This window comes from Microcoleus sp. PH2017_35_SFW_U_B, from assembly GCF_020737865.1.
Lineage (GTDB): Bacteria > Cyanobacteriota > Cyanobacteriia > Cyanobacteriales > Microcoleaceae > Microcoleus.
The window spans coordinates 1-6,666 of sequence record NZ_JAEQDE010000176.1 but is presented as its reverse complement, the minus strand read 5'-3'; the positions used below and the strand labels follow the sequence as shown (position 1 = coordinate 6,666).

Sequence of the window (6,666 nt, the reverse complement as noted above, 5' to 3'; positions counted from 1 at the left end):
TACCTTGGGATGGCCGACCACTCAATAGCGCAGGAAGTGAACTCTTTCATTGTAGCTAAAGATGGCTTTAGTTAAGTTTGGGTAAGTTTTACGAAGCAGTTAAGGCAATATTTTTGAGAAGGAGAATTTTTTGATGCGTGCTGGCAGCGGGCTAATCCGGCAACGACAAAAAATTCAATATCTTTGAGATTTTTGCCCTCTAGCTTCTAGTGTTGGGAAACCCTGCGTTAGAATTAAGCTATATATAGACAGGCGTGCAATGTATTGTACCAGTATAAAAAATCGAGCAGGCTTTAGAAGGCGGTAGCTGTGAAACCAATTCGTTCATTAGAAGATGCTTTAAACCGCTGTCAGGCTATGGGAATGCGCTTGAGCCGCCAGCGTCGATTTATTCTAGAGCTTTTGTGGGATGCAAAAGAACACCTCTCGGCTCGCGAAATTTACGATCGCCTGAACCAACAAGCAAAGGGGATCGGTCATACTTCTGTTTATCAAAATCTGGAAGCTTTGTCGAGAGAAGGGATTATTGAGTGCATCGAACGCTCGGAGGGACGCTTGTACGGGAATGTCAGCGACTCTCACTCTCATGTCAATTGTCTGGATACGGCTCAGATTCTCGACGTTCATGTGGAATTGCCGATCGACTTGATTGAACAAATCCAACAGCAAACAGGTGTCAAAATTGTAGACTACCGGATAGATTTCTACGGATATAGATCGGCAGAGTCAGCTACGGCAGCATCAACTGCTAGCGATACGCCAAAAGCTTCGTAAATGATGAGGCAGCCACTGTTAGAAGCAAAAGGGATATTTTTGCTGTGGCTGTTGAAGGTATAAAATGATTCAAATATTGATAGTGGCTCGATCGGGCCGAGGTACGTTGTTGGGCTTTAGCCCTCTTTACACATACCTCTAAAGAGGGCTAAAGCCCAACAACGTACCTTGAAACTCAAACTCGATCGGCAAGTTGGGCGATCGGGAAATAAAATGTAGCACTAAGTAAAAAAAATAGCTCTACCCTCTATACGTATAAAGTTGGGAGAAAATCCGGGTTTAGTACCCGCTTGATTTTTTAGTCGGACCGAATCGATCGAAATTTTGTGTAGCAACATTTTCAGAACCCTGGCAAATTTATCTGTGGAGTCAAGACGAAAATCGAAGATCGAAAATTGAAAATCGCTAGACTGACGGGGCTTTCTAATGTTTTTTCAGCTAAACTGCACCGGAAGCAGTGAATAATTGTTGGATAACTGGTATGATTTACGTGCTTCTTGAGCCTAAAATACTTGGAAGCAAGCAGTGGGGCTAGACACGAACCTCACTACAAAACGCCGTAAAGGGAAAAATTGCAAGTACCTTGAAGGAAATTCTAGATCTCCTTAACAGGAGTCAGAAGCCCACATCGCAATCGATGATTTGATGTGGGAGTGTCACGGAGAGAGCGCATTACAGGACAGGCTGAAGTAATGGCGAGACGACAATCTGACCAATTCCACACACCACCCAAATACAACCCATCCCCCAAACCGACGGCACAGTTGAGTGCAGAGGCGACAGGCGATGCAAGTTCCTCCCTCACGGCGTCGCCGAGGGAGGGGAAAAGAACTTTTTGGCAGTGGCAACTGATCTGGCTGAGTCTCCTGGTGGGATTTGGAGTAACGGGTGCCGCTGCATTTCTGTGGCTGCTGACGATGCCACCGCCACCGAATTGCCAGCAACTGTCGCCATTGGCGGCGGACGGAGAGCGACTTTACTGCGCTCAGCAAGCTGCTAAATCGGGCAAGCTAGAACAGCTAGAATCGGCAATAGGACTGGTGCAGGCTTGGCCGAAAGAACACCCGCTATACTCGCAGGGCCAACATTTGATCGGGGAATGGTCGAAAGCCATGCTCGCATTTGCCAGGGCAAAAATTGAGCTGGGCGATTTGAAGGGCGCTCTGGCGATTGTGGCAAAAATTCCGAAAACCAGTCCGTCTTACCCAGAGGTACAGGATGCTGTGACTGCTTGGGAAAAAAATTGGCAGGAGGGTCAAAAACTCTACGATACAGCGCTAGCAGCTTTGAAAAGTGAGGATCTGAGGAAGGCATGGGATTACGCTCAAGCTCTGTTTAAGCTGGAAAATATTTTCTGGAGTCAGAAGCGCTACAACGAGCTGATTCAGCAAATTTCTCTGGAAAGAAACGGCTGGCAGCGCTTGCAAGAGGCTAGAAATTTGGCGCAGGAGGGAACTCCGCAAAAGTTCGCTGAGGCGATCGTCCTGGCTCGCAAAATAGACCCGCAGCTTTTTGCCCGCGGTAAAGCAGAAAAGGAAATTGAGGGCTGGAGCCGGACTTTGCTGGCAATGGCGACTAAGCGGTTGAAGGGGAAAGACCTTCCGGGGGCGATCGAGGCTGCTTCTGTGGTGCCCCAAGATTCGCCACTGTTTGCGGAAGCTCAAGATTTGATGCAGTTGGGTAGGGCTCAGGCGGTGATGTGGAACCAGTCGGTATCGACGCCACTGGCACAACATATTTTTACTTTGCTCGAAGGGCAGGGGGCTGCTAGCCAAATTGCTCCTGGCCGACCTCTGTACAAGCAGGCTCAAGTTCAAGTTGAAAGTTTACAGGTGCAGTTTCAAGATTTACTGCGGCTGCAAGTGGCAAGCACGATCGCGAGTTTCGGTCAAATCGGGGCGCTTCAGATGGCGATCGAGCAAGCGCAAACCATCGGGCCTCGTCAGCCGCGGCGGGTTCACGCTCAAACTTTGGTGGCTACTTGGCGCCGCGAAATTCAGCGGATCGAAGACCAAGCTTTTGTGAACCTGGCGAAGCAGTTGGTAGCACCGGGAACGGTTGAAGGACTTAAGGGCGGCATTGCTCAGGTACTTCTGATCTCTCAAAACCGTCCCCGCAGAGTAGAGGCGCAAACTCTCCTGGCTCAGTGGACGAAACGCATAGAAGTTATTCAAGATCAGCCTTTTTTAGATGAGGCGATCGCCCTGGCCAAGCAAGGAAAACTGACCGCGGCTATTGACAAAGCTTCGGAAATTAAGAGCGGTAGGACTCTTTACGCTAAAGCTCAGGATAATGTCTATCAGTGGGTGAGCGAACTGCAAGTTGCTCAAGATCGTCCGATTCTCGATCGAGCTGCGGAATTAGCATCTCAAGGTAGTCTGTCGGCGGCGATTAATATGGCTTCCCAAGTCGGTTACGGTAGGGCGCTGCACTCAGAGGCAGCAGGTGCGATCGGGCGCTGGAGCGCCGAACTCAGAGCCAACACTGCGCCGCCGCCGGAGCCCGCTCGCGAGTACGCGCCGGCTCCGCAACAGGAAGAGTACGCGCCGGCTCCGCAACAGGAAGAGTACGCGCCGGCTCCGCGACAGGAAGAGTACGCGCCGGCTCCGGAGCCTTACTATCCGCCCGCCAGACAAGAGGCTCCGGCTCCGGCTCCAGAACCTTACTATCCGCCCGCCAGAGAAGAGGCTCCAGCTCCGGCTCCGGAACCTTACTATCCGCCCGCGAGGGAGCCGGAACCTTACTATCCGCCCGCGAGGGAGCCGGAACCTTACTATCCGCCCGCCAGACAGGAGGCCCCAGCTCCGGCTCCAGAACCTGCTCGTCCTCCGGCTCCGGCTCCGGAACCGGCGCCTTCGATTCCTCAGCCGGCTGGACCTCCTGATGCTAATTTGATCCCCGAGTAATTGGGTTTTAGGGGAGGCGCGTCTAACATCTCACATCTAAAATATAAAATCGAGTGAGTAATTTACAACTGCTGTCGATCGATCCCGACCCCATTTTCCGACTGGGGCTGAGAGTCGCCTGCGAGCAGTATCCAGACTTGGAAGTTGTCGCAGATGTGGGCACGGGAACCGAGGCGTTGGAGGTTCTGGAAGCTCGATCGACCGCCTCTCTCTGGGCCAAGAAGCCCGTTGATTTGGTAATTTTGGCTGTTGAGAGGTTAAGTTTGCGATCGGGTCTAATACAGACGCTGGCAGTTTGTGGCGAGTTCAAAAATTTGTACCCCAACCTACCGCTGTTGCTCCTAGGTGGGCCGCTCGCACCGGATCAGTTGGGGCAGTTACAAGCTGCGGGCGCGAAGGGCTATTGTCCTAAAGATAGAGATATTTCCGAGACAATAGAAGCTATTCGCGTGGTAGCATCCAGCGGCACTTATTGGCCGACAGATACGCCAGCGAACTCTCAAATAGAGCTAAATTCAGCGACGGTTAAAACAATAGAAAATTCCGCAGCCAATCCAGAAGAAAATGCTGAGAGTCTGACAATTGATACGCCCGTACACAAAAAAATTCTGGCTTATTTTTGTGTGTCTGGATTGCGAGAAATAGATGCAGCTTTGGCAATTGTCAAAGCTGATTTGGAACAGATCAAAGTGGCAGATTCGACAGACTTAGCCACTATTTTAGATGGGATTGTAGTCAGCGGGCGCCGCCGAGAATTGCTGGCTGCTCGTTGGATTGTCAGTCAGTTATTGGAAGTCCGAGGGAAGTCGGAAGAAGTCCGAGGGGAGAAGGAAGAGTCCGAGGGGAGAAGAAAGACGGGAGAAGAAAGAGGGGAGAGTTTGTGGGATAATTCTCAGTTGCAAGTCACGAATTCCCGAGGTTCGGGTCAATCTTTGGTGCTGACAAATAATTGGCAAGGCAGCTTGTTTGACTCGGTGGCTGCTAAATTGCAGGTGGATTTGGTGAATTTGACTGGCGTGCCTTTGGAGATCGATATTTTGCGATCGACCAAAAAGCACGAATTGATGAGTTCCATCCTGCGGAAGTTACGGGAGTTGCTAGAGGAATTGCGCTTGGGGCAAGTGCAGCAAACTCAATTTTCGGAAAAAATGCCTGCTATTTTGCGGGATTTGTGGGAAGCGACAATCATAGATTTTTTTGGCAGATACTATACGCTGCAAACGGGAGAAAATCTGGTTGTTGACAGCAGTCAAACAAGCTTGAAACTACTGCCAGAAAGTCAAGGGGAAATGGCTGCTAATTTATGGGGAGGCAGCGGCGTAGAAGTGGTGCCGGTGCTGCTGGCAGATGAAACAGTAGTTGCCACGGAAATCCTTGATAAAATTCCGATGACAGTTGATTTATTTGCACATTTGCTATTTGAAATTCCCCTCACAGTTGACAATCTTTCTTGTGTTGCTGGCAGCCCGCAAGCGATGCAGCGAGCAGAAGCTTTGTTGGAAAATTTGGTAATTCAAGTTGCTAGCTCAGTGGTGCAGCCTCTGCTCAATAATTTTGCAGATATTGAGGAAATCAAGCAAACTTTTTACGATGGCAAGTTGATTTCAACACGAGAAATTGAGCGGTTTCGGAATGATTTATCGTGGAGATATCGCTGGGATAGCTATTTTGTAGAACCTAAAGCTATTTTTGAAAGCAGGTTTTGGCTGTTTGTGTTGGGCGATTCTGGAATTAAGAGAATTTCTATTTATGCTCCAAGAAATCTGGAGTTAGCACAGTTGTCTGGGTGGCAGTTGGCTTTAACTTTGGTGCTGGAAACTCGGGATGCGATCGCACCTAGGGTTCGCGCTGTTATTTCGCTGTTGGGTACTGCTGTTGTTTACGTTTTGACGCAGGTTATCGGGCGGGGAATTGGTTTGATCGGGCGGGGAATTATCCAAGGTATTGGCAATTCTTTGCAGGATAGCAAGTTTGGCAAAAATGGCTGAGGGAACAGTTGACAGTTGACAGTTGACAGTTGACAGTTGTCCGAGAAGGGTTAAAAACCGCAAAGCCTGCCAGAATTATTTCGTTTGTCCGAGGGGTGCATCTGGGTTTGGCAAATATGTTTGTAGGGGCGAAGCATGACCTCCGTGAATATGAGAGTATAACTAATAACTTATATGCGGTCATGCTTCTTCAGGCTTCAAAAACCAGAGGCACCCGAAGAGTGAACAGGACAATGTACGGGAGTGAACGGATTGAGATAAATCAGTATGATGAGAGATAATTGGTAATTGTTAATTGATGATTGATGGTATTATAGATAATGAATTAATGTTATAAGGTTGACTTTTTATGAGTATTATGATAGCGATTGATGCCGATCGCATAAACAGTTTAGATTTGTCTCCGGTGCGGACTGTTATTGAACAGTGGCTGGCCACAGGAGCGATCGCCCAAAACGAACAACAGGTACAATTTGAAATTGAGTATCCGCGCGAAGAATTAGATCCGCGAGAAATATCGGAACTTCCCGAAGTGCGGCTGTGGTTTATTCGCTTGGATGCTTGTTATCCTTGGTTGCCATTTTTGCTGGATTGGAAAGCCGGAGAATTGGCCCGGTATGCCGCGATGTTAGTGCCGCACCAATTCCACCGCACCCAAGGCATTCAGTACAATCCTGAAGCTTTGGAAATGTTTTTGATGAGCAAAATTTTTGTGTTGACTGATTGGTTGAACCAGCAGGGAATTCCGAGTAAATCGAAGTTGATGGCAATGTCGCAGATGTTTGGTTACGATTTGGATGATGCTTTTTTTGATGTCATCGTGCCTTATTCGGGTTTGTGATTTCCTGGATGAATCGGCGGTTAGTTGAAACTGGTTCCAATCACCTCGTATTTCAATTACCCGGCGGTTGAAACCGCGTCTACACAAACCAAACCCACCTCCGTGGGTTAAAGATTTTATTTGATAATTTTCCATCTCCGAATACCTTCTTCGTCCA

General features: G+C 48.8%; 4 protein-coding genes. All 4 read left to right on the top strand.

Going from position 1 to position 6,666, the window contains the following annotated elements; translation table 11 throughout:
• The first annotated feature begins 309 nt into the window (after positions 1–309).
• The 4 genes from JGK36_RS32945 (at position 310) to JGK36_RS32930 (ending at position 6,509) form a co-directional block, all read left to right on the top strand.
• Positions 310–774, top strand: coding sequence for a Fur family transcriptional regulator (locus JGK36_RS32945; RefSeq protein WP_293187058.1), 465 nt, complete (start codon positions 310–312; stop codon positions 772–774).
• 692 nt (positions 775–1,466) lie between these two features.
• On the top strand, positions 1,467–3,680 hold the full coding sequence (locus JGK36_RS32940; protein WP_293199318.1) for a hypothetical protein: 2,214 nt from the start codon (positions 1,467–1,469) through the stop codon (positions 3,678–3,680).
• Positions 3,681–3,733: 53 nt separating this feature from the next.
• Positions 3,734–5,668, top strand: coding sequence for a DUF3685 domain-containing protein (locus tag JGK36_RS32935; protein ID WP_293199317.1), 1,935 nt, complete (start codon positions 3,734–3,736; stop codon positions 5,666–5,668).
• A gap of 349 nt (positions 5,669–6,017) precedes the next feature.
• The gene (locus JGK36_RS32930) at positions 6,018–6,509 is read left to right on the top strand and encodes a CRR6 family NdhI maturation factor (RefSeq protein WP_293193853.1); all 492 of its coding nucleotides are present in this window, start codon (positions 6,018–6,020) and stop codon (positions 6,507–6,509) included.
• Positions 6,510–6,666: the final 157 nt, after the last annotated feature.